The sequence below is a fragment of the Saccharomonospora cyanea NA-134 genome, from assembly GCF_000244975.1.
Lineage (GTDB): Bacteria > Actinomycetota > Actinomycetes > Mycobacteriales > Pseudonocardiaceae > Saccharomonospora > Saccharomonospora cyanea.
Genome location: NZ_CM001440.1, coordinates 1,275,133 through 1,299,502 on the forward strand (window position 1 = coordinate 1,275,133; position 24,370 = coordinate 1,299,502).

Consider the following 24,370-nt stretch of genomic DNA (forward strand, 5'->3'; position numbering starts at 1 on the left):
GGTGCGCGCTTCGGTATTAGTGTCGCTGCCGTGACCGTGCTGGTGATATCCGGAACCGGAACCGGCGTCGGTAAGACCGTCGTGACGGCGGCCGTGGCCGCGCTGGCGGCCGACGACGGCCGTAGCGTCGCTGTGCTCAAACCCGCGCAGACGGGCGTTGTGGCAGGCGAGCCGGGCGATCTCGCCGACGTGCGTCGTCTCGCGGGTGACGTGACCACGTGCGAACTGCGCCGCTACCCCGACCCGTTGTCACCCGAGGCCGCCGCGCGCCGCAGCGGCCTGCCGGAGGTGACGCCCGCCGACGTGGCCGCTGCCGCTTCCCGGCTGCACGAGGACCACGAGCTGGTGCTTGTGGAGGGCGCGGGAGGTCTGCTCGTCCGCTTCGACGCGTCGGGAGGAACGCTCGCCGACGCGGCGTGGGCGCTCGGAGCTCCCGTGCTCGTCGTCGCGGAGGCGGGCCTCGGCACTCTCAACGCCACGGCGTTGACCGCGGAGGTCGCCACGCGCCGGGGGCTCGACGTGCTCGGCGTCGTGATCGGCGCCTGGCCGTCCGACCCGGACCTCGCGGCCCGTTCCAACACCGCCGATCTTCCGGTGGCCGCTGCCGCGCCGCTGCTCGGCGCGTTGCCGGAGGGACTGGCGTCGGCGAGCAGGCAGGAATTCCTCGACGAGGCCCGCCGTGGGCTGGCACCGTGGTTGGGCGGCACGTTCGACCCCGACCGGTTCACCCGTGCCGTGGCCGCGGCGGGGAGATGACGGCAACGTGACGTGCGTCGCTGTGCCATCTCGGCCCCGTCCGTCAGACTCGTGACCACATCCAGCAAGCCGAAGGAGATGCCGTGACGGCCGCAGCCACGGGGGCGGAGATCCTCACCACCGCGCGTCAGAAGGTGCTGGAGGAGGGCACCGGGCTGTCGCAGGAGCAGCTGCTCGACGTGCTCCGCCTCGGAGACGAGCACATTCCCGACCTGCTGTCGCTCGCCCACGACGTGCGGATGCGCTGGTGTGGCCCCGAGGTGGAGGTCGAGGGCATCGTCAGTGTCAAGACCGGCGGGTGCCCCGAGGACTGTCACTTCTGCTCGCAGTCCGGCCGGTTCCCGACCCCGGTCCGCGCGGCGTGGCTGGACATCCCCGGCCTGGTGAAGGCGGCCGAGGAGACCGCGGCCACCGGGGCCACCGAGTTCTGCATCGTGGCGGCCGTCCGCGGCCCGGACGCGCGTCTCATGTCGCAGGTTCGCGACGGCATCAGGGCGATCCGTGAGTCCGGCAACGACATCCAGATCGCGTGTTCGCTGGGCATGCTGACGCAGGAACAGGTCGACGAACTCGTCGACATGGGTGTCCACCGTTACAACCACAACCTGGAGACCGCCCGGTCGCACTTCCCCAACGTCGTCACCACGCACACGTGGGAGGAACGTTGGGAGACCCTTCGAATGGTGCGCGACGCGGGCATGGAGGTCTGCTGCGGCGGCATCATCGGTATGGGCGAGTCGCTGGAGCAGCGCGCGGAGTTCGCGGTCCAACTGGCCGAACTGGACCCGCACGAGGTCCCGATGAACTTCCTCATCCCGCAGCCGGGCACCCCGTACGAGGGGTTCGACATCGTGGAGGGCAAGGACGCGCTGCGGGTCGTGGCGGCGTTCCGGCTCGCCATGCCGCGCACGATGCTGCGCTTCGCGGGCGGGCGCGAACTCACGCTGGGCGACCTCGGTGCCGAGCAGGGCATGCTCGGCGGCGTCAACGCGATCATCGTCGGCAACTACCTGACGAATCTCGGTCGCCCCGCTCAGCAGGACCTCGACATGCTCAGCGACCTGAAGATGCCGATCAAGGCGCTCAGCGACAGCCTGTGAGCGAGGGAGCGTGAACACGACGTACTGCGTTCACTGCGGTGGGCTGCTCTCCGCACCGGGTCACGAGGCGTGCCGGACCCCGCGCACGGCCCTCGAACCGCCGCGCTACTGCTCCGAGTGCGGGCGACGCATGGTGGTGCAGGTGACGCCGAGCGGGTGGTCGGCGCGGTGCAGCAGGCACGGTGAAACCTCCTCCATGAGTTCGGCGACGACCGGATAGGCTCCCGACGGGGAAAAGCGAGGTCGTCGCGCGGGAGGGTGTGGAGTTGTCGGAGCAGGCGGACGCCGAGCGGGGCCACGCGATCCTCACCCCGTCGGCAGGCCGGGTCCCTCGCGTGGTGCTGCGAGCGGACCTGCTGCCCGCGTTCAGCGCCGCGTCACTGATCAGCCTCGTCGGGCTGCCGCTCGGCTGGATCTGGGCGCAGTTGGCCCCGGCTCAGCGCATGCGGGTGGTCACGCGCGACCACCAGCTGGTGCCCCTGACCGCGGAGAGCTGGCACCGGTTCGACGACCTGGCGATCTTCCTGTTGCTCGGCCTGGTGGCGGGTCTGCTCGTGGGCGTGGTGGTGTGGTTGCTGCGGGCTCGTCGCGGGCCGGTCATGCTCGTCGGCGCCGTGCTCGGCTCTTTGTTGGGCGCGTGGCTCGCGATGCGCATGGGCCTGGCTTTCGCCGAGGCCCGGTTCGCCCTGCCCTCCACGCTCCGGCTCGGGCAGGTCGTGGAACGCGCGCCCGTGCTGGAATCGGGCTGGGTGTTGCTCGCACAACCGCTCACGACGGCGTTCGCGTACGGCACTCTCGCGGCCTGGAACGCGCGGGACGACCTCGGTAGGCGCCTGGGCTGAGCCGTCAGTTCAGGCTCGGACGCAGCAGCGTTTCGTTCACCTCGTGCTGCGGCGGTGGCACGGCGCTCAACTCCGATATGAACGCGGCTTCCCTCGCCAGCAGCCGGCAGGTCAGCCGGAGCCGCCGCAGTGGGTGCCGTTCCTCCAGGAGCTCCTGCCGGTCGGCGAGGGGGAGGATGCAGTCGGACGCGAGGCGGTAGGCCAGCAACGCGGGCTCGGTGTCGCGCGGCGGTGGCTGCCAGCCGTCGGACTCCCATGCCACCGAGCAGTACCGGCGGTGCGCGGCTCTGCCCGCGTCGGCGAGCCGGGCGGTGGCCTCCTCGGCGCCCTCGGAGCCGTCGGGCAGCGGTTCGTCGTCGGCCCATTCCACGGTGGCGTGCAGGTACGGTGCGGCGCCGGTGTCGATGCTCAGTAGCCGGAACCGCCGGTGTCCGGTGGCGACGATGTCGAAACGCCCGTCCGGCAACCGACGAGCTTCCCGAAGTCGCACCGCGCACCCGGTGGCGTGGACGTGGGCAGGCTCCTCGACCTCGGTGATCGTGGGATTGCGGATCGCCACCACGCCGAACAGGCGCTCGGGCACCACCTCGGTGACGAGGTCGATCGTGAGTTGCCGGTAGCGCGGTTCGAAGATGTGCAACGGGAGGTGCACGCCGGGCAACGCCACGGTGTGCAACGGAAAGAGGGGCAGGGTTGTCCAGGTGGTCGGCTGGCTGTCGCGTCCTTCCGAGTGAGTCACGTTGTCACGTTACGGGTTTGGCGGCCGCGCCGCGCGTCCGCGGACGGCGTCCCGATGTGGAGGCCGGAGGGCGGAACACCGCGAACGCGTCGGTGACACGCAGGTCGCGGTGTGTGAACCGGTACAGCGCGGCTGGGCGTCCGCCTGCGCGGCCGGGCGGGGCCGTGCGGCCGGTCGGCACCAGCACGCCGCGCCGTGAGAGGACGCGCTGCAGGTTGGTGGCGGAGATCGCGTAGCCGAGCGCGGCGGAGTAGAGGTCGCGTAACGCCGAGATCGTGAACTCCCGTGGCGCGAGCGCGAAGCCCAGGTTGGTGTAGCTGAGTTTGGCGCGGAGCCGTTCCCGCGCGGCCAGCACGATGTCGGAGTGGTCGAACGCGGTCCGGGGCAGGGCCTCGACGTCGTGCCACGTGGTGTCCTCGGGCACCACCGGATCGACGTCCGAGGGGATGAGTCCGAGGAACGCCGTGGCCACGACTCTCGGCCCCGGCACGCGGTCCGGCGCGCTGAACACAGCCAGCTGTTCGACGTGGGACAGCGTCTTGACGTCGACTTTCTCGGCGAGTTGCCGACGGATCGAGGTCTCGGCGTCCTCGTCCGGGCGCAGTCTTCCGCCCGGCAACGACCATCGGCCGATGTGCGGGTCGAGCGCACGCCGCCACAGCAGTACCCGAAGCGAGGTGGGTCCGTCACCACCGGTGCCCGTGCCGGGCGGTGTGGCGTATCGCACCTGGAGAACCGCGGCGAGAACCTCGTGTGCCAGGGGGTTGCTGCTGTTAATATGAGAGTGCACGGTTTTCGATTATAAGACGAAAACTCTCGGAGGACCACTATGACGGCACACGTGGACGAGCTCGCTCCGTACGACGGGGTCGTGGCCGACGCGGCCTGGGCCGAGGAGGTGCGCAGCCTCGCTCGTCAGCGTGACGCGGTCCTGCTCGCGCACAACTACCAACTGCCCGAGATCCAGGAGATCGCCGACCACACCGGCGACTCGCTGGCACTGAGCCGGATCGCCGCGTCGAGTGACGCCTCCACGATCGTCTTCTGTGGTGTCCACTTCATGGCGGAGACCGCGAAGATCCTTTCTCCGGAGAAGACGGTGCTCATCCCCGACGCGCGGGCGGGTTGCTCGCTCGCCGACTCCATCACGGGTGAGCAGTTGCGGGAGTGGAAGTCGCGGCATCCCGGTGCGGTCGTGGTGTCCTATGTGAACACCACGGCGGAGGTGAAGGCCGAGACCGACATCTGCTGCACGTCGTCGAACGCGGTGGACGTCGTGGCGTCGATCCCCGCCGACAAGGAGATTCTCTTCTGCCCTGACCAGTTCCTCGGCGCTCACGTCAAACGGGTCACCGGCAGGGAGAACCTGCACGTCTGGGCGGGGGAGTGCCATGTGCACGCCGGCATCAACGGCCCCGAGCTCGCGGAGCGGGCGGCGGCGGACCCCGAGGCCGACCTGTTCATCCACCCGGAGTGCGGGTGTGCGACCTCGGCCCTGTACCTGGCGGGGGAAGGCGCCGTCGCGTCGGAGAGGGTGAAGATCCTGTCCACGGGGGACATGCTCACCGCGGCACGGGACACGAAGGCGAGGTCGGTGCTCGTCGCCACGGAGGTGGGGATGCTGCACCAGTTGCGCAAGGCCGCACCCGAGATCGACTTCCGCGCCGTGAACGACCGCGCGTCCTGCCGCTACATGAAGATGATCACTCCTGCGGCCCTGTTGCGGGCGCTGCGGGACGGCGTCGACGAGGTCCACGTGGACCCGGAGATCGCGGCCCGGGCGCGGGCGTCGGTGCGGCGGATGGTGGAGATCGGTACTCCCGGCGGTGGCGAATGACCTCTCCGGTTTTTGCCTCGGAGTCGAAAACACCGTGGGAGGCGGAAGCCGACGTGGTGGTGGTCGGCAGCGGGGTCGCCGGGCTGACGGCGGCGTCACGGGCCGCCGAACTCGGGCTGCGGGTGCTGGTGGTGACGAAGGGCCGCCTCACCGACGGCAACACGCGGTGGGCGCAGGGAGGCGTGGCCGTGGTGCTCGCCGACGCCGCAGGCGGTGACGGCGACTCGCTGGACGCGCACGTGGCCGACACCCTCAACGCCGGGGCGGGGCTGTGCGACGCCGACGCGGTGCGCACCGTGGTCGAGGCGGGACCGGCGGCCGTGGAGTGGCTGCGGAGCCGGGGTGCCCGGTTCGACACCGACTCCGCCGGGCGGCTCGCTCGCACCCGGGAGGGTGGGCACAGCGCCTTCCGCGTGATCCACGCTGGGGGCGACGCCACGGGCGCCGAGGTCCAGCGCTGTCTCGTGGCCGCGGCGGAGGGACTTCCGGTACTGGAACAGCACGTCGCTGTGGAGGCACTCACCACGGCGTCGGGCGAGGTGTGTGGGCTGCGGGTCCTGGCCGCGCCGGACTCCACGCCCGGCACCGTGAGGGCGCGGGCGGTCCTGCTGGCCACGGGTGGGCTCGGGCAGCTCTACCAGGCGACGTCGAATCCCGAGCTCGCCACCGGTGACGGCCTGGCCCTGGCACTGCGGGCCGGTGCGAGTGCCGCCGACCTCGAGTTCGTGCAGTTCCACCCCACCGTGCTCTACACGCCGGGGGCCAGGGGGCGGTGCCCGTTGGTGACGGAGGCGGTGCGCGGTGAGGGTGCCGTGCTCGTGGACGCCGCCGGTGACCGGGTGATGCGCGGTGTGCATCCGCTGGGCGATCTCGCACCTCGTGACGTGGTGTCAGCCGCGATCACGCGCAGGCTCGCCTCGGCTCCCGGTGGTGTCGACGACCACGTCTTCCTCGATGCCACGGCGGTCACCGGGTTCGCCGAGCGGTTCCCCACGGTGCTGGCCGCGTGCACGGCGGCCGGGATCGACCCCACCCGCGAGCCGATCCCGGTCGTTCCCGCCGCGCACTTCGCGTGTGGCGGCGTGGTCACCGATCGGCACGGGCGGACGGAGGTCACCGGCCTCTACGCGGTGGGGGAGGTGGCACGCACGGGGCTGCACGGCGCCAACCGGCTGGCCTCGAACAGCCTGCTGGAAGGGCTCGTGATGGGGCGCCGCGCGGCCGAGGCCATGGCGATGGACCTGGCGGCGGGCAGGTCGGCGGTGTCCGACCCGCGACCGGGCCCGACCCCTGTGGCGCCCGTGGCCGAGCGGTCGGCGTTGCAGCGGCTCATGAGCCGGTACGCGGGCATCGGCCGTGACGCCGAGGGGATGGCGGTGGCGGGCTCCGTCCTCGACGTCTCCACGAAGGACACTCCGCTGTGGACTGTTGACGCGGTGGAGGACGCGGCGCTCACGCTCGTCGCGCGCGCACTGCTCGCGGCGGCGAACACGCGGACGGAGTCGAGGGGCTGCCACGTGCGGCACGACCACCCAGAGCGTGACGACCGTCTCTGGAGGCGTAGCCAGACCGTCCGGCTGAACCCGTCCGGACAACCCGTGCTGACCGACCCGATCCTGGAGGACGTGGCGTGAGCGAACCGGATGCCGCCGAGGTGCGACGCGTCGTCACCACGGCACTGGAGGAGGACCTGCGATACGGGCCGGACGTCACCACGGAGGCGACGGTCCCCGAGGGAGCGACGGCCGTCGCCGAGCTGACTCCGCGCGTGCCCGGTGTGCTGGCGGGCGTCGAGGTGGCCACGGCGGTCTTCGACGCCGTGCTCGGCGACGGCTACGACGTGGTGTCCCGACGCCCGGACGGCAGCGGGCTCTCACCCGGCGAACCCGCGCTCGTGGTCCGGGGTACGGTACGCGGCCTGCTGACGGCCGAGCGCACGGCGCTGAACCTGCTGTGCCACCTGTCCGGGATCGCGACGGCGACGGCGGCGTGGGTGACGGCGGTGTCGGGCACGGGCTGCGCCATCAGGGACTCCCGCAAGACACTGCCGGGGTTGCGGGCGCTCGAGAAGTACGCCGTCCGCTGCGGGGGCGGCGTCAACCACCGCATGGGGCTCGGCGACGCGGTGCTGATCAAGGACAACCACGTCGTCGCGGCCGGGTCGGTGACCGAGGCGTTGCGGCTCGCCCGCGAACGGGCAGGCGAACTGCCCTGCGAGGTGGAGGTCGACGACCTCGCACAGTTGGTCGAGGCTCTGGAGGGCGGCGCCGACGAGGTGCTGCTCGACAACCTGGGTCCCCGCGACTGCGGGCGGGCGGTGGAGCTGCGCGACGAACTGTCACCGAAGACGCGGTTGGAGGCCTCCGGCGGGTTGACCCTGGCGGTGGCACGCGACTACGCGGAGACGGGCGTGGACTACCTCGCGGTGGGCGCGCTCACCCACTCCGCACCGGCCCTCGACATCGGAATGGACCTGCGCGGCGCGTGACCGGGACGGGCGCGGACCAGCGCGGACCACCGTGGATCACTGCGGACGGCCGGCGCCCAGCCTCCGGTTCGCCAGCACGGCGGTGGCCGCGCGGGCCGCTTCGGCACGGTCGGGGTCGATGTCGACCACCAGCAACTCGGGGGCGGGACCGAGCTGCGCCCGCACTCCGCCGAACGGGTCGGCCACGAGGGAGTGGCCGATGCCGGTCGGTGCCTTCGGGTGCACGTCGACGCCCGCCGCGGCCGGATCGGCCTGGTCGCAGGCCAGCACCCACGTTCCCGAGTCGAGGGCCCGGGCGCGGACCAGCAGTTCCCACTGCTCGCGCTTGCCCTCACCGGCTCCCCACGACGCGGGCACCACGACCGCGCTGCCGCCGTCCTCCGCCAGCGCCTGGAACAGTTCGGGGAACCGCACGTCGTAGCAGGTGGCGAAACCGAGGGTCACGCCCTCGACCGTGACGGTCATCGGCCGCTCCCCCGGCGCCACCGTCTCGGACTCCCGGAACCCGAAGGCGTCGTAGAGGTGGATCTTGTCGTAACCGAGGTGGTGGCCGAGGCCGGTGACGAGCAGGGTGTTGCGCACCCGGTCGCCGTCGGGGGTGAACATGCCCGCGACGATCAGGACCCCGAACTCGTCGGCGATCTCCCGCACCCCGTGGGCCCACGGACCGTCGATCGGCTCGGCCACCGGCCGCAGCGGCACGCCGAAGCGCACCATCATGGCCTCGGGGAACACGACCACCCGGGCCCCGCGTGCGGCGGCGGTGGCCGTCCACTCGCGTACCGACCGGAGGTTCTCGGTCGGGTCGGCACTGGATGTGAGCTGGCACAAGCCCACTCGGATCACGGCTACCTCCCGGTCGCGGACGCGGTCCCGCCTCGTACCCTGGACATTATGTTGAAGCGCACCGACCTGCGAGGTCGCGTCCCGTCCCCGGCCCAGTTGCGCGCCCTGCTCCCGCGCGCCGAGATGGACGTGGACGCGGTGCTGCATCAGGTGCGCCCGGTCGTGGACGCGGTGCGGGAACGCGGAGTCGACGCCGTGCTGGAGTACGCCGAGCGTTTCGACAAGGTGCGTCCCGGCCGGGTCCGGGTGCCCGCATCCGAACTGGAGAGCGCGCTCGCGGAACTCGACCCGGCGGTGCGCGAGGCTCTGGAGGAGTCGATCGCCCGGGCGCGCGCCGTGCACGCCGACCAGCGCAGGCAGGACGTCACCACCCAGGTCGTCCCGGGTGGCACGGTCACCGAGCGGTGGGTGCCGGTGCGCCGCGTCGGCCTGTACGCGCCGGGTGGGCTGGCGGTGTACCCGTCGAGCGTGGTGATGAACGTCGTGCCCGCGCAGACGGCGGGTGTGGAGTCGCTGGTGCTGTGCTCCCCGCCACAGGCCGACTTCGGCGGCCTGCCGCACCCGACGATCCTCGCGGCGGCCGCACTGCTGGGCGTCGACGAGGTGTGGGCGGTCGGCGGTGCGCAGGCCGTGGCCCTGCTGGCCCACGGCGGTACGGACACCGACGGCGCGGAGTTGGAGCCGGTCGACCTGGTGACCGGGCCGGGCAACATCTACCTGACCGCCGCCAAGCGGATGCTGCGCGGCCTGATCGGCATCGACTCCGAGGCCGGGCCCACCGAGATCGCGATCCTGGCGGACGACACCGCTGACGCCGCCCACGTGGCCGCCGACCTCGTCAGCCAGGCCGAGCACGACACGCTGGCCGCGAGCGTGCTCGTCACGACCTCGGAGCGGCTCGCCGACGAGGTTGACGAACAGCTGCGGCATCGGGTCGCCGCCACGAAGCACAGCGAGCGTGTGGAGCAGGCGCTGCGAGGCCCGCAGTCCGGCACCGTGCTCGTGTCCACACTGGACGAGGGGCTGCGGGTGGTGGACGCCTACGCCGCCGAGCACCTGGAGATCCAGACCGCCGACGCGCGCGAGGTGGCCGCCCGGGTGCGTAACGCGGGCGCCGTGTTCGTGGGCCCCTACGCCCCGGTGTCGCTCGGCGACTACTGCGCCGGGTCCAACCACGTGTTGCCGACGGGCGGTTTCGCGCGGCACTCGTCGGGACTGTCCGTGCAGAGCTTCCTGCGAGGCATCCACGTCGTGGACTACAGCGAGGAGGCGTTGCGCGAGGTGGCGGGCAAGGTCGTCACCCTTGCCAACGCGGAGGACCTGCCCGCCCACGGCGAGGCCGTCACCGCGCGACTGTCAGGGGAGGACGCGTGAGCGCGGGCAGGAGCACGGACGTCACGCTCGACCAGTTGCCCCTGCGTGACGACCTGCGGGGCAAGAGCCCGTACGGGGCACCGCAGCTCGACGTGCCGGTGCGGTTGAACACCAACGAGAACCCGTTCCCGCCGCCCGCCGCGCTCGTCGACGACGTGGCCGAGGCCGTGCGGGACGCGGCGAGGAACCTGCACCGCTATCCCGACCGCGACGCCGTCGCGCTGCGGCGGGACCTCGCGGCCTACCTGTCGACGTCGACGGGGGTGCCCCTGACCGAGCGTCACGTGTGGGCGGCCAACGGCTCCAACGAGATCCTGCAGCAGCTCCTGCAGGCGTTCGGTGGTCCGGGGCGTACGGCGCTGGGCTTCGAGCCGTCGTACTCGATGCACTCGATCATCGCGGCGGGAACGCGCACCGACTGGGTTCCCGCGCCGCGTCGCGCCGACTTCACGCTCGACGCGGAGAAGGCCGCCGCGCTGGTGGCCGAACGCGCGCCCGACGTCGTGTTCCTCACCAGCCCCAACAACCCGACGGGCGGATCGATCCCGCTGGCCGATCTGGAGACCGTGCTGCGGGCGGCTCCGGGGCTGGTCGTGGTGGACGAGGCATACGCCGAGTTCTCGTCGCAACCGAGCGCCGTGCGACTGCTCGACGACCACCCCACGAAGCTCGTGGTGTCGCGCACGATGAGCAAGGCGTTCGCGTTCGCGGGTGGCCGCCTCGGCTACCTGGCCGCGGCGCCCGCCGTGGTGGACGCGCTGTTGCTGGTCCGCCTGCCCTACCATCTCTCCGTGGTGACCCAGGCCGCCGCCCGCGCGGCACTGCGGCATGCCGACGCCACGCTGAAGTCGGTGGCCACCCTGGCCGCGGAACGCGACCGCGTCGCGGAATCGTTGCGGCAGCTCGGTTTCTCACCGGTTCCCAGTGACGCCAACTTCATCCTCTTCGGACGCTTCGCCGACGCGACGGCGGCATGGAAGTCCTATCTGGAAGCCGGTGTGCTGATCCGCGACATCGGCATCACGGGTCATCTGCGCGTGTCCATCGGCACGCCCGAGGAGAACGACACCTTCCTGAAGGTGAGCAAGGAGGTCCCGCGGTGAGCCGGGTCGGCAAGGTGGAGCGCACCACCAGGGAATCGTCCATCAGGGTCGAGGTCGACCTCGACGGCAGCGGCCAGGTGGAGGTGTCCACCGGTGTCCCGTTCTACGACCACATGCTGCACTCCTTCGGCGTGCACGGCAGCCTCGACCTGAGGGTCGAGGCGCGGGGCGACGTCCACATCGACGCCCACCACACGGTCGAGGACACCGCGATCGTGCTCGGGCAGGCGATTCGTGAGGCGCTGGGCGACAAGAAGGGCATCCGGCGTTTCGGCGACGCCTGGATTCCGATGGACGAGACACTCGCGCACGCCGCCATCGACGTGTCGGGCCGCCCGTACTGCGTGCACGTCGGCGAGCCCGAACAGTTCAACGCCTTCACCATCGGCGGCAACTACCCGTTCGTGCTGAACCGGCACGTGTTCGACTCGCTGTCGTTCCACGCGCAGATCGCGCTGCACGTGCGTGTCGTCCACGGCCGCGACCCGCACCACATCGCGGAGGCGGAGTACAAGGCCGTCGCGAGGGCGCTGCGGGCGGCGACGGAGCCCGACCCGAGGGCGGGTGGCATTCCCTCCACGAAGGGAGTGCTGTAGGTGTCGCGAGACGTCGTCGTCCTGTTGCTGTTCGCCGTGGCGGGCTTCCTCGCCGGTGGTGCCTTCAGCCTGTGGAAGAAGTCGCGGGGACTGGCGGTGGCGGTCGGCGCCGCCGCTCTGCTGGCGGGCGGCGGCGCCGTGGTCTGGCTCTCGTCCTAGCGGCTCGGCTCCAACTCGCGGTCGCCGCCGGCCCCGCCGTTGCCACCGTTCGCGCCGCGGGCGAGTTTCTCGCCCTCCACGTCCACGTTGGGCAGGACGCGGTCCAGCCAGCGCGGCAGCCACCACGCGCTGCGGCCGAGCAGCGACATCAGCGCGGGCACGATGGTCATGCGCACCACGAACGCGTCCACGGCCACCCCGAACGCGAGCGCGAACCCGATCGACTGGATCAGGACCGACTCGGCCAGGACGAAACCGGCGAACACGCTGATCATGATGAGCGCGGCTGCCACGACGACGCGTGAGCCGTGCTTGAAACCGGTGATCATGGCTTTGTCCGGTGCGCTGCCGTGGACGTACTCCTCGCGCATGCGCGTCACCAGGAACACCTGGTAGTCCATGGCGAGCCCGAACAGCACCCCGATCAGCAGGACGGGCAGCACGCTCATGACCGGTCCGGTGGCGTCGACGCCGAGCAGGTCGCCGAGCCAGCCCCACTGGAACACGGCCACGACCGCGCCGAACGTGGCGCCGACGGAGCCGAGGAAGCCCAGTGTCGCCGAAAGCGGCACGAGGAGCGACCGGAACACGATCATCAGCAGGATGAACGCCAGCCCGACGACCAGGGACAGGTAGGGCAGCAGGGCGTCGGACATCGTCTGCGAGATGTCGATGTTCATGGCGGTGGCGCCGGTGACCGACGTGGTGGCGCCGGTGTCGGCCTTCAATTCCCCACCGAGGTCACGGATGTCGGCGACGAGGTCCTCGGTCTCCTGGGTCTGCGGCCCGCTGTCGGGGATCACGGTGAGCAACGCCGTGTCGCGCTCCCGGTTGAACTGAGGCGGCGTGACCATGGCGACGTCGTCGAGCGATCCGATGCGCTGCATCGCGACCCGCGCCGTGCCCTGCGGATCGGACTCCACGTCGAGCACGACGACGAGCGGGCCGTTCAGGCCGGGGCCGAAGCTCTCGCTGATCAGGTCGTACGCCTTGTGTTGTGTCGAGTCGGGCGCGGCGGTGGCGTCGGTGGGCAGGCCGAGCCGCATGTCCGCGGCGGGAACGGCCAGCACCGCGAGACCGGCCACGGTCGCGAGCAGCATCACGACGCGGCGGCGTGAGAGGAAGGAGGCCCACCGTTCGCCCGCCGTCGGGCCGGGCTTCGCCGTGCGGCGCAACCCGGGGACGCGGCCGCCGAGCACCTTGGTGCCGGCGAAGCCGAGCACGGCGGGCAGCAGCGTGATGGCGATGAGCACGGCGACGGCCACGGTCGCGGAGGCCGCCAGCCCCATCTGGCCGAGGATGGGGATGCCCACCACGGTGAGCCCGGCCAGCGCGATGATGACGGTCAGTCCGGCGAACACGACGGCCGAGCCCGCCGTGCCCACGGCCGTGGCGGCGGCGTCCTCGGGGCTCGCGCCGCTCTCCAGTTCGGAGCGGTGGCGCGACACGATGAACAGCGCGTAGTCGATGCCGACGGCGAGGCCGATCATCAGTGCGAGCACCGGGGTGTTGGCGTTGAGGTCGACGACTCCCGACAGCGCGGTGATGCCCGCCATGCCGATGCCGACGCCGACCAGCGCCGTGAGCAGGGGAAGCCCGGCCGCGATCAGCGAGCCGAACGTCACGACGAGCACGATGGCGGCGATGACCACGCCGATGCCCTCGGTGGGCTGGGTGACCGGGACACCCTGCATGGCGTCTCCGCCGAACTCCACCGTCCAGCCCGCCGCGCGCGTCGACTCGGCGGCGGCCTGCAGCGCGTCGCGGTCGGCGTCGGTCACCTCCGGCGATGGCACCTGGTAGACGACCTTGACCAGAACCAGCGAGCCGTCGGGGGCGATCGACTTCGCCTGGAACGGGTCGACGACGGTGGCGACGTTCGGCGCCTCGCCAAGGTCCTGGACGAGCCCGGCCACCACCCTCGGGTCGAGCTGCCCACCCTCGGGCGGGGCTACGGCGACGTTCACCGTGCCCTTGCCGACCCCGGCCTCGGGGAACTTCTCTTCCAGGTGGTCGATGGCCTGCTGTGCCTCCGTGCCGGGAATGGTCACGGAGTTGGAGGTCTGTCCGGACAGCGTGATGGCGCCGACGCCGAAGACCACGAGCAGCAGCACCCACAGGCTGGTGACCAGGCGGCGCCGCCGGAAGGACGCGCGACCGAGTCTGGCGAGGAAGGTGGCCAAGACGAAAAGCTCCCAACGCGAAGAAAATTCACGGAAAGTACGGCGCGTATGCTAGCCGATCGGCAAGTAGCTTTTAAGCCGATCGGCAAGTGTGTGACCCGGAAAACAGTGACTGAAACCAGCGGGGCGGTGGTGGGCGAGGTGAGACCCGCGGCAGTGCGCGGCGTAGGGTCGGAGTGTTTGTGAGGAGGAAGGATGAGTGGCGACACCGTTGCCGAGGACACCCGGTCCCGCCTGCTTGCCACGGCGCTGCGGCTGTTCAGCGAGCATGGGGTGGGAGGAACGTCGCTGCAGATGATCGCCGACGAACTCGGCGTGACGAAGGCGGCCGTCTACTACCACTTCAGGACCAAGGACGAGATCACCGAGGCCGTCGCCGCCCCGGCACTGCAGGAACTGACCGCCCGCATGGCCGAAGCCGAACGGCAACGCACCCGTGGCGCGCAGATCGACCACGCGCTCGGCGGGTTCGTGGACCTCATCGTGCGGTACCGGTCGCTCATCGCGCTGTTCAACAGCGATCCCGGCATCATCCGTGCCATCGAGCGTTCCCTCGACGGAGTGGAGAACTTCGCCGCGCGCATGCGCAAGCTCCTCGCCGGGCCCGACCCGGATCTGGCCACCACCATCAACGTCAACGTCATGCTGGCCGGGCTCGCACTGGCAGGCGGCGCGCCGGAGCAGGCGCACCTCGACGACGAGACGCTGCGCACGCACCTGTTCGACATCGGCAGGCGGATGCTCGGCAGGCCGAGGCGGCGGGGGCCGAAGGCGGAGGACCGCGATTCGTGAGCCGGGCGGTCGGTGGTGACCACGGTGCCACCGTCGCCGGGGAGCGCGTCAGGAGGGCGGAGGCAGCACCTGGACGATCGTCGCCGTGCCCGCCACGGGCCGTGCCTCGTGCATGGTGATCCGGTCGCCCGGGGCGAGGTGTCGCCATCGCTCGGGTGTCAGGGGAAGCAGCCTGACCGTGCCGTGCCCGCCGGGTTGCAGGGCGCTGGCGGTCTCGACCCACAGCGCGGCGATGTGGAGCTCGGTCCTCCCGTCGGAGTCCGGGTCCAGGTTCCACATCGGCCGCAGAACTCCCGTACCCGGGATCGGGATCCGTCGCCCGCCGACCTCGGCGGGGACGAGCTGGAGTTCGGCACGGACGAGGCCGGAGCGGGCCTCAAACCTGCGCCAGTGGCACCAGCGGGCGTCGTCGTCGAGCCGCATCTCCTCGGCGGCGGCGATGAGGAGATCCCAGTACTCCACGGTCTGCCAGGTGAGGCCGTCGAAATCCAGGAGAAGGTCGAGCGCTGCTTCCCACTCGTTGTGGTCGAGGTGGTCCCCAACGTCGTCGGGGCCGCGTCCGGCGTCACTTCGGGCGTCCTCCGGCACCAGGGCGACGGCTCGGCGCAGCAGCTCCACGACAGGCACGGGCATCAGCTCCTCAAGTGGATCCGACGGCGGCCCGACCGAATCGCCCCGAAGCCTTCCAACCCGCTCGGCGCTCCAGGTGGCGCGAGCGACGCCGGCCACAGTGTGCCCGACGCCGCCTCGCCCCGTGTCCTGCGGACTCACCCCCGGCGAGAGGCCGGATAGGGGAGCAGGGCCATCTCGCGTGCGTTCTTGATCGCGGTGGCGACCTGCTTCTGCTCCCGCGGGCTGAGCCCTGTCACCCGTCGTGCGCGGATCTTGCCCCGGTCGGAGACGAACTGGCGCAGCAGGGTCGCGTCCTTCCAGTCGACTTCGTCGACCCCGTTGGCTCTCAGCAGGTTGCGCTTGCGCCCGCCGCCGCGTGGATCGCGTTTGGCCATCGCTTTCTCCTTCACCAGCTCGACTTCCTGACACCGGGCAGTTCGCCGCGGTGGGCCATCTCCCTCAACCGGATGCGCGACAGGCCAAACGTGCGGAAGTACCCGCGCGGACGGCCGTCGACCACGTCGCGGTTGCGGACGCGTGTGGGGCTCGCGTCGCGTGGCATGGCCTGCAGCGCCGACACGGCGGCAGCCTTGTCCTCGGGCGTGGAACGCGGTGAGCGGACGACGGCCTTCAGCTCGGCCCTGCGTTCCGCGTACCGGGCCACGACGGCGCGTCGCCGTTCGTTGCGGACGATCTTGGACTTCCTGGCCATCAGCGCTCCTCACGGAACTCGACGTGCCTGCGCGCCACGGGGTCGTACTTGCGCAGCGCCATGCGGTCGGGATCGTTACGGCGGTTCTTGCGGGTCACGTACGTGTAGCCGGTGCCTGCGGTGGACCGGAGCTTGATGATCGGGCGAAGGTCGTCGCGGGCCATGGTCTACAGTCGCACCCCCTTGGCGCGCAGCTCGGCCACGACGGCGTCGATGCCGCGCTTGTCGATCGTCTTCATTCCCTTCGCCGACGCGCGCAGGCGCACCCAGCGACCCTCGCTGGGCACCCAGTACCTGCGGTTCTGCAGGTTCGGCTTCCATGTCCGCGAGGTGCGTCTGTGAGAGTGCGACACCCGCTTGCCCGTGCCCGGCTTGCGCCCGGTGACCTGACAGCTGGCTGACACAGCCCCTCCCTAGTTGAAATTGATTTTCATTATCAATTACGCTACCGCACTGTGACCGCCAAGCACAGAACACCCCTGATCCTGACGAGTGGGCTCTCGCCCGCCGCGAACCGCGACCTCGCGAACCGGCTTCGTGGGAGCAGCCGTGGCACCGCCGTTGTCCACCACGACCTGCGTCAGGTCTCGTCCGGCGTGGTACTGCGCACGGTGTGGCTCGGTTCGAGCGAGTCACACACCACCCTGGAGTTGGCCCACGGCTGCGTTTCCTGCACCCTGCGGGAGGACCTGCTGCCGCTGTTGCGCCGACTCTCCGCGCAGCCCGACGTGCAGCGCATGGTCCTGCGGCTCGACGAGTCGATGGAACCGGAGCAGGTCAGCTGGGCGATCCACCATGTCCTGGTCGACGACCGACCGGTGATCGAGGACGTCGAGATCGAAGCCGTCGTAACGGTCTTCGACGCCGGCGACTGGCTCCACGACGCGCTCGGTGACGAGACCATGGCCGAGCGCGGCCTGCCGGGCTCGCCGGACGACGAACGTACCGTCGCCCAGGTCGCGCTCGCCCAGGTCGAGTTCGCCGATGTGCTCGTGTACGTGGGCGACTTGCCCGATGTCTGGACGGTCGCCAAGACCAACGCCGTGCTGCGGCGCGTCGCTCCGAGCGCACCCATCGTCGAGCTGTCCACGACAAGCTGGGACGCGCTCGTCGGAGCCGTGCCACACCATGCCCGCCGGGGCGCTGCCGAGGACCCACACGGTTCCCTGCTGCGCGGCGAGCCGCCGCTGCACACCGACTGCGGGGTCACCGTCGTCCCGTTCTCCGCGCGCAGGCCGTTCCATCCGGAACGGCTGCACGAGGCGATCGACGTGCTGCTCGACGGCGTTGTCCGCACGCGCGGGCGGGTGTGGGTCGCGAGTCAGCCGGACACCGCGTTGTGGATCGAGTCCGCGGGCGGTGGTCTCGGTGTCGGACTTCTCGGCCCCTGGCTCGATTCCCCCGAAGCGCCTTCGTGGGAGGACGTTTCCCGCGAGCGCCGGGCACTCGCGTCGCTGCGCTGGGATCCGTTCTTCGGCGACCGGCACCAGGAACTCGTGGTGATCACACACGACGCGGAGCCGCGTGGCATCGAGACGGCGTTGCGTGCGGCGTTGCTGACCGACGAGGAACTCGCCCAGGGCCGGGACGCCTGGACCCGCTACCCCGACCCGTTCGGACAGTGGCACGAGGAACTCTGCGACGACACCGAACGACCCGAAACCGAAGCGATCACTCACAGGAAGGGAACCGAGAGTTGAAGCCAGGGATCCACCCCGACTACCACCCCGTGGTGTTCCAGGACCGATCGACCGGCGAGGCGTTCCTCACCCGCTCGACGGCCACCTCCCAGCGCACCATCGAGTGGACCGACGGCAACACCTACCCCCTCGTGGTCCTCGACGTCAGCTCGTACTCACACCCGTTCTGGACCGGCACCCGACGCGTCGTGGACTCCGCCGGACAGGTCGAGAAGTTCCGCCGTCGCTACGGACACCGTGGGGGGAGGAAGTGATGGCTGTTCCCAAGCACAGGACGTCCCGCTCCGGCACCAGGTCGCGCCGTTCACGGTGGAAGGCGAAAGCGCCCGAGCTCGTGTCCATCACCATCGACGGGGAACGAAGGCTCGTACCGCGTCGACTGGTCGCCTACTTCCGACGGTACGGACGGTGAAGGGGTCGGCGAGTCGGTGGTTCGCAGCTGTCCGAGAGTGCTCTCGATCCAGAGGAGGAAACGATGAAGGTCCGCAGGTCACTGCGTTCGTTGAAGCGCAAGCCGGGTTCGCAGGTGGTTCGTCGACGCGGCAGGGTCTACGTGATCAACAAGCGAGATCCCCGCTTCAAAGCGCGCCAGGGTTGAGTTGCTCTTCGACGTACCGTGGGGCGCACACGGGTGCACCGGGTGCGCCCCCGGTGCGAGAGCCGGGAGTCGGGGAAGGCGCGAGCCGCCGCCAGCGTTGATCATGGCTGACGACGGGAGCGTTCTACGGGAGGTACCGTGACCCACCCACGCCCTTTTCACCTCGATGTCTCCGAGTCCGAGTTGGCCGACCTGCGCCGACGCCTGCGGGCGACGCGGTGGCCCGATCCCGAGCCGGTCGACGACTGGTCGCAGGGAGTGCCGCTGGCGTATCTACGCGAGCTGTGTGGCTACTGGGCCGACGAGTACGACGCCCGGCGTGTCGAACGACGGCTGGGTGCGCTCCCGCAGTACCTCGTGAACCTCGGCGGAGCGGACGTCCACGTGGTGCACGTCCGCTCGCCGCATCCGGAGGCGCTACCGCTGGTGCTCACCAACGGCTGGCCCAGTTCGCTGGTCGAGTACCTCGACGTCATCGGCCCGCTGACCGATCCCACAGCGTACGGCGGCAGCGCGAGCGACGCCTTCCACGTGGTGTGCCCGACGCTGCCCGGATACGGCTTCAGCGGCAAACCGGGGCGGACGGGCTGGGGCATCGAGCGCATCGCCGCGGCCTGGAGCAGGCTCATGACCGTCCTCGGCTACGACCGCTACGGTGCGCACGGCAGTGACTGGGGCACCAGCGTCACCACACTGCTGGCACTGCACGACACCGAGCGCCTGTGCGGCATCCACCTGTCACCGCCACTGGCCGCACCCGACCCCGCGACGTTCGACGACCTCACCGACGCCGAACGCGCCGCGCTCGATGCCCTCGGCCACGCGAAGGAGTGGGAGGACGGTTACAGCGTGCAGCAGTCCACGCGACCCCAGACGATCGGCTACTCACTGACCGACTCGCCGTCAGGCCTCGCCGCGTGGATCGTGGAGAAGTTCCACAGCTGGTCCGACTGTGCGGGGCACCCGGAGAACGCCGTTCCGCGCGACGTGCTGCTCGACAACCTGATGATGTACTGGTTGCCGCGCACGGGAGCATCGTCGGCGCGCCTTTACTGGGAGAGCATCCGGCGGGTGCAGGCGTGGTTCACCGAGTCCACGGACGACCTGGTGGTGGTCCCGACCGGATGCACGCTCTATCCGAAGGAGACTCCCCGGCCGTCGCGCCGGTGGGCCGAGCGGCGGTACCCGAACATCGTGCACTGGAGCGAGCCGGAGGCGGGCGGACACTTCGCGGCGCTGGAGCAGCCCGAGACGTTCGTGCGGGAGCTGCGGGAGTTCTTCCGGCTGGTGCGGTGAGGAACCCGTGGCGTGGTGCTCGGGTGGATGGCGGTCTCGCCGCACCCGAGCGTCTCCCACTCCCGTCGCAGGTAGCGCGAGGGAACCTCGCTGGTGAGCCACACGCCGTAGTGTTGCTGCGGAACTCGTGGCCGTCGTCGGCCATCACCGCGGCGTCCACGGCGACCGTGTGGCGCTGATCGGTGCGGATACGGCTACCGGTCGGGCCGAAAGCGGGCCGCCGCCGCTTGCCGTCGCACCCGCAAGGCATGGGTCAGGGGAAACCCGAGCGCGAGATCCGGGAGCGGTCCGGGCCTCGCCCGGATGTGTGAACCGCCCGCGACTGATGCCCTTGAGGGGTGACATCATCACCTGTTTCTCCTGGTCGCCAGAACTTCTGGCGGCGACGCGGCCGGGGCGGCAAGATCCTCATCGTGCTGCTCTGCACCGGGTTCGTGGTGGCCGTGGCCTTCGGAACGGCGTTCACCGTCGTCTACAACGAGTCCCGTGTGGAGACATCCGGCCAGCACGAGTTCGCGAACCCCGTCGCCATCCCGCCCGTCGTCGAACCGCGCCGTGGTGCGGACGGGCGGGACCACGTCGACCTGCGCCTGCAGACCGGCACCACCGAGTTCCTGCGCGGTAAGCAGACCCGCACATGGGGAGTGAACGGCTCCTACCTGGGCCCGACGATCCGGGTCCGCAAGGGCCAGCACGTCAGTATTCACGTCACCAACGACCTGCCGGAGAGCAGCTCCCTGCACTGGCACGGGATGCGACTCCCGGCCGTCATGGACGGTGGCCCGTACCAGGAGATCGAGCCCGGGGAGACGTGGAACCCGCACTGGGAGGTGAAGCAACCCGCCGCGACCCTGTGGTACCACCCCCATCCCCACGGCAGGACGGCCGAACACGTCTACCGCGGCGTGTCGGGGATGCTCCTCGTCGACGACGACATCTCCGACGCGCTGGAACTCCCGGACGACTACGGCGTCGACGACATCCCGCTGATCATTCAGGACAAGGCGTTCACCGACGACGGGCAGTTGGACTTCAACGGCAGGGGCATGGGGCCGGGCAGTACGGGCATCCTCGGCGACACAGTGCTCGTGAACGGAACCCACGATCCCCACCTGGAGGTCACCAGGACCGTGACCCGGCTGCGGGTGCTGAACGGCTCACCCGCGCGGATCTACGATCTCGGCTTCGACGACGACCGCCCGTTCGCCGTCATCGCGAGCGACAGTGGACTCCTGCCCGCCCCCGTCGAACGTACCCGGTTGCGACTGTCCCCTGGTGAGCGCGTCGAACTGCTCGTGACCATGGAGCCCGGCGAGACGAGCATCCTCCGCAGCCATCCCACCGATCTCGGTGGCGGCTTCCCCGCCGACCGGTTCGCCGGTGCCGACGACACACTGGACATCCTGCAACTGCGCGCGAAGACCACGTTGGAGCCGAACCCGGCCGCGCCGCGAACGTTGTCCGCCGAGGAACCGCTGACCGCACCGGCCGACGCGCGCGTGCGTCGTTTCGAACTGTCGGGGACAGCCTTCATCAACGGCGAGTCGATGGACATGGGACGCATCGACGAGGTCGTCGCCGCGGGAGCCACCGAGATCTGGGAGGTCCGAGGCGCGGGCCTCCCGCACAACTTCCACATCCACGACGTGGCGTTTCGCATCCTGACGATCGACGGCCGGGAACCGCCCGCGTGGCAGGCGGGGCGCAAGGACACCGTGTTCATCCCGGCGGGGTCGACGGTGCGGCTCGTCGTCCGGTTCGGAACGGACGTCGATCCCGCGACGCCCTACATGTACCACTGTCACCTGCTCTACCACGAGGACAGCGGGATGATGGGTCAGTTCGTGATCGTCGAACCGGGCCAGGAATCATCGACACCGCGGCGGCTGGACACCGGTGGGGTCCACGACGGACGCGGCGGCCACGGGGCTGGGCACGACGGCCACGGGTGACACCACTCGGGGCAGAGCGGGTGGGCGGGAAGCACGGACACGTGTGCACCAGGTGCGGACACGCGTACGCAGGTTGCGGACACGCGTGCACAACCTGCGGGCACGGCGTCGGAGGCTCGGGGTCAGAGACCGCCTTCGGACTTCGGTTTCAGGCCGGGGGCGCCCGGGCCGAGGGTGGCGATCCTGTCGTCGGGGTTGTTGAGGGCGCAGGTGCGCATCGACAGGCACCCGCATCCGACGCAGCTGGTGAGCTGGTCGCGTAGCCGTCGCAGCGCGTCGATGCGGGCGTCGAGTTCGTCCTGCCAACTCCGCGACAGTCTCGCCCAGTCGGTCTTCGTCGGCGCGTGGTCGCGCGGGAGGGTGGACAGCGCCTCGCCGATCTGCTCCAACGTCAGGCCGACGCGCTGGGCCGCGCGAATGAACGCGATCCGTCGCAGCACGGACCGCGGGTAACGGCGCTGGTTACCCGCGGTCCGTTCGGAGGAGATCAGGCCGCGGTCCTCGTAGAACCGGAGAGCGGTGTGAGGCACACCACTACGTTGGGCCACCTGCCCGATGGTGAGATGGTCGGCGAGTTTCGGCACACCGCCACCGTACCCGGACCTCCACCATGGTCGAGCTAAGGTTCGGCGACGTGTCGCCGGTACGACTCGATGACCTGCTGCAACGCCACATCACCGGGCGTGTTCCAGAGCTCGGCGTTGAAGACCTCGACCTCGATGGGCCCCCGGTACCCCGCGGCCTCCACGCAGGCCTTCAGTTTCCGGTGGTCGACCGGCCCGGCGCCCGGCAACGCGCGGGCCAGCAGCGGGTCGGTGAACGGCACGAGCGGATCGCACACGTGGAAACCGAGGATACGGTCTCCGGCCCTCGCGATGGAAGCCTCGACGTCGGGGTCCCACCACACGTGGAACTCGTCCACCACCACGCCGACGGCGTCGGCCGGATGTTCCTCGGCGATGTCCAGCGCCTGCGCGAGTGTGGAGAGGACCGACCGGTCGACGCACTGCATGGGATGCAGGGGTTCGAGGCCCAGGCGGACACCGCGCTCCCTCGCGTACGGGGCGAGCTCGCCCACGGCGTCGGCCACCCGCTGCCGCGAGGCGGCGAGGTCGTTGTCCGCGACCCCGCCGACCACGAGCACGAGCACGTCCGTGCCCAGCGCCGCGGCCTCGTCGACGGCCTGACGGGTGTCGGCCACGCCGTCGACGGGATCACCCTGCGGTGTCACCCCGGTGAAGAAACCACCGCGGCACAGCGAGGACACCCTGATCCCGTGCCGCTTCAGCAGGCGGGCAGCCTCGTCGACACCGACCTCCGCGACCTTGTCCCGCCACAGCCCGATCCACTCCACGCCCGCCTCGGCGCAGCCCGCGACCGCCTCGGGCAGTGACCACGACTTGGTGCTGATCTGGTTCAGACTCAACCGGTTCACAGGCTCACCCCCGCCGCCTGGAGCAGCGGTCGCATCCGCGCGGCGGCCAGCTCCGGATCGGGCAGCACGCCCGCGCGATCGGCCAGCCGCAACACCTCGGACAGGTGGACGATCGACCGCGCCGACTCCAGCCCGCCGACCATGCGGAAGTGCCGCTGGTGCCCCGCCAGGTACGCCAGGAACACCACGCCCACCTTGTAGTGCTGGGTGGGCGCCCGGAAGATCTCGCGGGACAACGCCACCGTCGGCTCCAGCAGTTCGGTGAACCCCGCCCGGTCGCCCTCGTCGAGCCGGGCCAGCGCCGCCCCGGCCACGGGGGCGATCGGGTCGAAGATGCCGAGCAGCGCCTCGCTGTGACCGTTGTCGTCGCCCGCGATGAGCTCGGGGTAGTGGAAGTCGTCCCCGGTGTAGCAGGCCACGCCCTCGGGCAGTGCCGCGCGGAACCGGCGCTCCACCTCGGCGTCGAGCACCGACACCTTCACCCCGGCGACCACGGAGGAGTGCTCGGCACAGAGCGCGGCGAGTTCGTCGGCCGCCGCGGTGATGTCGCGGTGCCCCCAGTATCCGGTGAGTGCGGGGTCGAACTGTTCGCCGAGCCAGTGCAGCAACACCGGACCCTGCGCCTCCGACAACAGGGCGCCGTACGCGCGGTGGTAGTCGTCCGGGCCGGTCGCGGTGGCCGCGAGTGCGCGGCTGGCCATGACGACGGGCACCGCGCCCTCGCCGCTGACGAGCTCCAGTTGTTCCCGCCAGGCCGCCACGATGTCGTCGGCCGAGGCGGGCCCCGCGGGGAGCTGGTCGGTGCCGACGCCGGCGACCCACGCCCCGCCGCAGGACCTCGCCTCGGCGCCCGTGCGCCGGACCAGTTCGGTGGTGGTCCTCCAGTCGAGTCCCATGCCGCGCTGCGCGGTGTCCATGGCCTCGGCCACGCCGAGTCCGCACGACCAGAGGTGGCGCCGGAAGGCGAGGGTGGAGTCCCAGTCGAGTGCGACGGTCTGCGTGGGATCGTGCCCGGCGAAGGGATCGGCGACCACGTGGGCGGCCGCGTACGCGACGCGTGTCGAGGCCGGGGTCCTGGGCGCGTCGGGGATGCCTCGGCCGGACGGTGACCACGTTTCGAGCGTCCCGTCGGGCTTCGGCAGCGGTATTGCGACCATCTGCCCTCCAGTATGAAAGCGTTTTCTAGAAAGCGTTTTCACGAACGATAGGCCAAGAAGCCCCGCGCGACAAGAGGTCACCTCGCCGACGCG

General features: G+C 70.7%; 30 protein-coding genes. 18 read left to right on the plus strand and 12 right to left on the minus strand.

Translation table 11 applies throughout. The annotated features are described in order from the left end of the window. Positions 1–30: 30 nt before the first annotated feature. The 4 genes from bioD to SACCYDRAFT_RS06185 all read left to right on the plus strand — a co-directional run bounded on the left by bioD (position 31) and on the right by SACCYDRAFT_RS06185 (position 2,698). Complete coding sequence (gene bioD / locus SACCYDRAFT_RS06175; RefSeq protein WP_043536212.1) at positions 31–756, plus strand: dethiobiotin synthase; 726 nt, start codon at positions 31–33, stop codon at positions 754–756. Between the two features lie 83 nt (positions 757–839). Then, positions 840–1,856, plus strand: a complete 1,017-nt coding sequence (bioB, locus tag SACCYDRAFT_RS06180) for a biotin synthase BioB (RefSeq protein WP_005454572.1) — start codon at positions 840–842, stop codon at positions 1,854–1,856. Positions 1,857–1,866: 10 nt separating this feature from the next. Then, complete coding sequence (bsaP, locus tag SACCYDRAFT_RS26770; protein WP_005454573.1) at positions 1,867–2,076, plus strand: biotin synthase auxiliary protein BsaP; 210 nt, start codon at positions 1,867–1,869, stop codon at positions 2,074–2,076. A gap of 46 nt (positions 2,077–2,122) precedes the next feature. Then, positions 2,123–2,698: a DUF2567 domain-containing protein gene (locus tag SACCYDRAFT_RS06185; protein ID WP_005454574.1), complete on the plus strand. Its 576-nt coding sequence runs from the start codon at positions 2,123–2,125 to the stop codon at positions 2,696–2,698. Positions 2,699–2,702: 4 nt separating this feature from the next. On the opposite strand, the gene SACCYDRAFT_RS06190 is transcribed toward SACCYDRAFT_RS06185, so the two are convergent. Together SACCYDRAFT_RS06190 and SACCYDRAFT_RS06195 are read right to left on the minus strand one after the other, a co-directional pair. Further along, the gene (locus tag SACCYDRAFT_RS06190; protein ID WP_005454576.1) at positions 2,703–3,437 is read right to left on the minus strand and encodes an LON peptidase substrate-binding domain-containing protein; all 735 of its coding nucleotides are present in this window, start codon (positions 3,435–3,437) and stop codon (positions 2,703–2,705) included. 4 nt (positions 3,438–3,441) lie between these two features. Beyond that, the gene (locus SACCYDRAFT_RS06195; protein ID WP_005454578.1) at positions 3,442–4,227 is read right to left on the minus strand and encodes an NUDIX hydrolase; all 786 of its coding nucleotides are present in this window, start codon (positions 4,225–4,227) and stop codon (positions 3,442–3,444) included. Between the two features lie 39 nt (positions 4,228–4,266). Here SACCYDRAFT_RS06195 and nadA point away from each other — a divergent pair, with 39 nt between their 5' ends. The 3 genes from nadA to nadC are packed head-to-tail and all read left to right on the plus strand — an operon-like array spanning position 4,267 to position 7,762. Continuing rightward, the gene (gene nadA / locus SACCYDRAFT_RS06200; protein ID WP_005454581.1) at positions 4,267–5,274 is read left to right on the plus strand and encodes a quinolinate synthase NadA; all 1,008 of its coding nucleotides are present in this window, start codon (positions 4,267–4,269) and stop codon (positions 5,272–5,274) included. Beyond that, positions 5,271–6,908, plus strand: a complete 1,638-nt coding sequence (locus SACCYDRAFT_RS06205; RefSeq protein ID WP_005454583.1) for an L-aspartate oxidase — start codon at positions 5,271–5,273, stop codon at positions 6,906–6,908. The genes nadA and SACCYDRAFT_RS06205 overlap by 4 nt, the downstream gene beginning before the upstream one ends. Beyond that, on the plus strand, positions 6,905–7,762 hold the full coding sequence (gene nadC, locus SACCYDRAFT_RS06210) for a carboxylating nicotinate-nucleotide diphosphorylase (RefSeq protein WP_005454587.1): 858 nt from the start codon (positions 6,905–6,907) through the stop codon (positions 7,760–7,762). The genes SACCYDRAFT_RS06205 and nadC overlap by 4 nt, the downstream gene beginning before the upstream one ends. A gap of 36 nt (positions 7,763–7,798) precedes the next feature. On the opposite strand, the gene SACCYDRAFT_RS06215 is transcribed toward nadC, so the two are convergent. Then, on the minus strand, positions 7,799–8,608 hold the full coding sequence (locus tag SACCYDRAFT_RS06215; RefSeq protein WP_005454589.1) for a carbon-nitrogen hydrolase family protein: 810 nt from the start codon (positions 8,606–8,608) through the stop codon (positions 7,799–7,801). Between the two features lie 48 nt (positions 8,609–8,656). Here SACCYDRAFT_RS06215 and hisD point away from each other — a divergent pair, with 48 nt between their 5' ends. From hisD to SACCYDRAFT_RS26585, 4 genes are read left to right on the plus strand one after another with little or no spacing between them, the layout of a single operon-like run. After that, positions 8,657–9,982, plus strand: a complete 1,326-nt coding sequence (gene hisD / locus SACCYDRAFT_RS06220; protein WP_005454590.1) for a histidinol dehydrogenase — start codon at positions 8,657–8,659, stop codon at positions 9,980–9,982. Further along, positions 9,979–11,085 (plus strand): histidinol-phosphate transaminase, encoded by a 1,107-nt coding sequence (locus tag SACCYDRAFT_RS06225; RefSeq protein ID WP_005454591.1) that lies wholly within the window; start codon positions 9,979–9,981, stop codon positions 11,083–11,085. Before hisD ends, SACCYDRAFT_RS06225 begins: the two co-directional genes overlap by 4 nt. Beyond that, the gene (gene hisB, locus SACCYDRAFT_RS06230; RefSeq protein ID WP_005454593.1) at positions 11,082–11,681 is read left to right on the plus strand and encodes an imidazoleglycerol-phosphate dehydratase HisB; all 600 of its coding nucleotides are present in this window, start codon (positions 11,082–11,084) and stop codon (positions 11,679–11,681) included. The genes SACCYDRAFT_RS06225 and hisB overlap by 4 nt, the downstream gene beginning before the upstream one ends. Beyond that, entirely contained in the window at positions 11,682–11,840 is a 159-nt protein-coding gene (locus tag SACCYDRAFT_RS26585) for a hypothetical protein (protein ID WP_005454594.1), read from the plus strand. On the opposite strand, the gene SACCYDRAFT_RS06235 is transcribed toward SACCYDRAFT_RS26585, so the two are convergent. After that, positions 11,837–14,023, minus strand: a complete 2,187-nt coding sequence (locus SACCYDRAFT_RS06235; RefSeq protein ID WP_005454595.1) for an MMPL family transporter — start codon at positions 14,021–14,023, stop codon at positions 11,837–11,839. The genes SACCYDRAFT_RS26585 and SACCYDRAFT_RS06235 overlap by 4 nt on opposite strands. A 195-nt stretch (positions 14,024–14,218) precedes the next feature. On the opposite strand from SACCYDRAFT_RS06235, the gene SACCYDRAFT_RS06240 reads away from it, so the two are divergent. Beyond that, a complete protein-coding gene (locus SACCYDRAFT_RS06240) occupies positions 14,219–14,815 on the plus strand; it encodes a TetR/AcrR family transcriptional regulator (protein ID WP_005454596.1) in 597 nt (198 codons plus the stop codon). A 48-nt stretch (positions 14,816–14,863) separates the two neighbouring features. Here SACCYDRAFT_RS06240 and SACCYDRAFT_RS06245 read toward each other — a convergent pair whose 3' ends face one another. From SACCYDRAFT_RS06245 to rpmB, 5 genes are all read right to left on the minus strand, one after another. Continuing rightward, positions 14,864–15,448 (minus strand): hypothetical protein, encoded by a 585-nt coding sequence (locus tag SACCYDRAFT_RS06245; protein WP_005454597.1) that lies wholly within the window; start codon positions 15,446–15,448, stop codon positions 14,864–14,866. A gap of 134 nt (positions 15,449–15,582) precedes the next feature. Beyond that, positions 15,583–15,822 (minus strand): 30S ribosomal protein S18, encoded by a 240-nt coding sequence (gene rpsR, locus SACCYDRAFT_RS06250; protein ID WP_005454598.1) that lies wholly within the window; start codon positions 15,820–15,822, stop codon positions 15,583–15,585. Positions 15,823–15,833: 11 nt separating this feature from the next. Continuing rightward, a complete protein-coding gene (gene rpsN / locus SACCYDRAFT_RS06255; protein WP_005454599.1) occupies positions 15,834–16,139 on the minus strand; it encodes a 30S ribosomal protein S14 in 306 nt (101 codons plus the stop codon). Next, a complete protein-coding gene (rpmG, locus tag SACCYDRAFT_RS06260) occupies positions 16,139–16,303 on the minus strand; it encodes a 50S ribosomal protein L33 (RefSeq protein ID WP_005454600.1) in 165 nt (54 codons plus the stop codon). Before rpmG ends, rpsN begins: the two co-directional genes overlap by 1 nt. A gap of 3 nt (positions 16,304–16,306) precedes the next feature. After that, positions 16,307–16,543: a 50S ribosomal protein L28 gene (rpmB, locus tag SACCYDRAFT_RS06265; protein ID WP_005454602.1), complete on the minus strand. Its 237-nt coding sequence runs from the start codon at positions 16,541–16,543 to the stop codon at positions 16,307–16,309. 51 nt (positions 16,544–16,594) lie between these two features. On the opposite strand from rpmB, the gene mrf reads away from it, so the two are divergent. The 6 genes from mrf (at position 16,595) to SACCYDRAFT_RS06290 (ending at position 21,685) form a co-directional block, all read left to right on the plus strand. Continuing rightward, a complete protein-coding gene (gene mrf, locus SACCYDRAFT_RS06270; protein WP_005454604.1) occupies positions 16,595–17,839 on the plus strand; it encodes a ribosome hibernation factor-recruiting GTPase MRF in 1,245 nt (414 codons plus the stop codon). Next, the gene (locus SACCYDRAFT_RS06275) at positions 17,836–18,093 is read left to right on the plus strand and encodes a type B 50S ribosomal protein L31 (RefSeq protein ID WP_005454605.1); all 258 of its coding nucleotides are present in this window, start codon (positions 17,836–17,838) and stop codon (positions 18,091–18,093) included. Before mrf ends, SACCYDRAFT_RS06275 begins: the two co-directional genes overlap by 4 nt. Then, positions 18,093–18,251, plus strand: coding sequence for a 50S ribosomal protein L32 (gene rpmF, locus SACCYDRAFT_RS06280; protein WP_005454606.1), 159 nt, complete (start codon positions 18,093–18,095; stop codon positions 18,249–18,251). The genes SACCYDRAFT_RS06275 and rpmF overlap by 1 nt, the downstream gene beginning before the upstream one ends. Before the next feature lie 63 nt (positions 18,252–18,314). Next, positions 18,315–18,437: a type B 50S ribosomal protein L36 gene (gene ykgO / locus SACCYDRAFT_RS25705; RefSeq protein ID WP_005454607.1), complete on the plus strand. Its 123-nt coding sequence runs from the start codon at positions 18,315–18,317 to the stop codon at positions 18,435–18,437. A 138-nt stretch (positions 18,438–18,575) separates the two neighbouring features. Beyond that, positions 18,576–19,733: an epoxide hydrolase family protein gene (locus tag SACCYDRAFT_RS06285; RefSeq protein ID WP_005454608.1), complete on the plus strand. Its 1,158-nt coding sequence runs from the start codon at positions 18,576–18,578 to the stop codon at positions 19,731–19,733. Between the two features lie 338 nt (positions 19,734–20,071). Next, complete coding sequence (locus SACCYDRAFT_RS06290) at positions 20,072–21,685, plus strand: multicopper oxidase family protein (RefSeq protein ID WP_198284974.1); 1,614 nt, start codon at positions 20,072–20,074, stop codon at positions 21,683–21,685. A gap of 122 nt (positions 21,686–21,807) precedes the next feature. On the opposite strand, the gene soxR is transcribed toward SACCYDRAFT_RS06290, so the two are convergent. The 3 genes from soxR to SACCYDRAFT_RS06305 are packed head-to-tail and all read right to left on the minus strand — an operon-like array spanning position 21,808 to position 24,277. Next, positions 21,808–22,269, minus strand: coding sequence for a redox-sensitive transcriptional activator SoxR (gene soxR, locus SACCYDRAFT_RS06295; RefSeq protein ID WP_005454610.1), 462 nt, complete (start codon positions 22,267–22,269; stop codon positions 21,808–21,810). Between the two features lie 35 nt (positions 22,270–22,304). Continuing rightward, positions 22,305–23,120 carry a sugar phosphate isomerase/epimerase family protein gene (locus tag SACCYDRAFT_RS06300; protein ID WP_005454611.1) on the minus strand — a complete coding sequence of 272 codons (816 nt, stop codon included), beginning with the start codon at positions 23,118–23,120 and terminating at the stop codon, positions 22,305–22,307. Next, positions 23,117–24,277, minus strand: a complete 1,161-nt coding sequence (locus SACCYDRAFT_RS06305; RefSeq protein WP_005454613.1) for a dihydrodipicolinate synthase family protein — start codon at positions 24,275–24,277, stop codon at positions 23,117–23,119. The genes SACCYDRAFT_RS06300 and SACCYDRAFT_RS06305 overlap by 4 nt, the downstream gene beginning before the upstream one ends. Positions 24,278–24,370 lie beyond the last annotated feature (93 nt).

Bases quoted from the DNA above. Each gene is read 5' to 3' on its own strand.
- nadA (WP_005454581.1), top strand. From the start codon at position 4,267: ATGACGGCACACGTGGACGAGCTCGCTCCGTACGACGGGGTCGTGGCC.
- SACCYDRAFT_RS06205 (WP_005454583.1), top strand. From the start codon at position 5,271: ATGACCTCTCCGGTTTTTGCCTCGGAGTCGAAAACACCGTGGGAGGCG.
- hisD (WP_005454590.1), top strand. From the start codon at position 8,657: ATGTTGAAGCGCACCGACCTGCGAGGTCGCGTCCCGTCCCCGGCCCAG.
- SACCYDRAFT_RS06240 (WP_005454596.1), top strand. From the start codon at position 14,219: ATGAGTGGCGACACCGTTGCCGAGGACACCCGGTCCCGCCTGCTTGCC.
- SACCYDRAFT_RS06245 (WP_005454597.1), bottom strand. From the start codon at position 15,448: ATGCCCGTGCCTGTCGTGGAGCTGCTGCGCCGAGCCGTCGCCCTGGTG.
- rpsR (WP_005454598.1), bottom strand. From the start codon at position 15,822: ATGGCCAAACGCGATCCACGCGGCGGCGGGCGCAAGCGCAACCTGCTG.
- rpsN (WP_005454599.1), bottom strand. From the start codon at position 16,139: ATGGCCAGGAAGTCCAAGATCGTCCGCAACGAACGGCGACGCGCCGTC.
- rpmG (WP_005454600.1), bottom strand. From the start codon at position 16,303: ATGGCCCGCGACGACCTTCGCCCGATCATCAAGCTCCGGTCCACCGCA.
- rpmF (WP_005454606.1), top strand. From the start codon at position 18,093: ATGGCTGTTCCCAAGCACAGGACGTCCCGCTCCGGCACCAGGTCGCGC.
- ykgO (WP_005454607.1), top strand. From the start codon at position 18,315: ATGAAGGTCCGCAGGTCACTGCGTTCGTTGAAGCGCAAGCCGGGTTCG.
- SACCYDRAFT_RS06305 (WP_005454613.1), bottom strand. From the start codon at position 24,277: ATGGTCGCAATACCGCTGCCGAAGCCCGACGGGACGCTCGAAACGTGG.